The 355-nt window shown below is 61.7% G+C and carries 1 protein-coding gene; it reads left to right on the forward strand.

Features of this window, described 5'->3' with window-relative positions; genetic code table 11:
• The coding region (locus ASF70_RS20680) for an opacity family porin (RefSeq protein ID WP_280136599.1) at nucleotides 1–355 on the forward strand (355 nt) is incomplete at both ends.

Here is a 355-nt window from a genome sequence, read left to right on the forward strand (position 1 = left end):
TGCATCGATGAGGGCCTATAGCCTTCTCGCCAACGTCTATGTCGACCTCGGCACATACGCCTATTTCACGCCCTATGTCGGTGCCGGTATCGGTGCGACCTACGTGAAATGGGACAAGCTGCGCAACACATCCTGCGCCACCGGAAACCCGGCGCTGTGCGATGATTCGGTAGAACACGGCGGCAAGGGCTCGTGGCGCGCGACCGGTGCTCTGATGGCTGGCGCAACCATCGACGTGACCTGCAACGTCAAGGCCGATGTCGGCTACCGCTTCCGCTATGTCGACGGCGGTGACATGTTCGGTTACGCCTCGAATGGTGGCCCGGGCCGCGACAAGGGCTTCTACAGCCACGAA

Origin of the sequence: Rhizobium sp. Leaf321 (assembly GCF_001423215.1) — a bacterium.
Classification (GTDB): domain Bacteria; phylum Pseudomonadota; class Alphaproteobacteria; order Rhizobiales; family Rhizobiaceae; genus Neorhizobium; species Neorhizobium soli.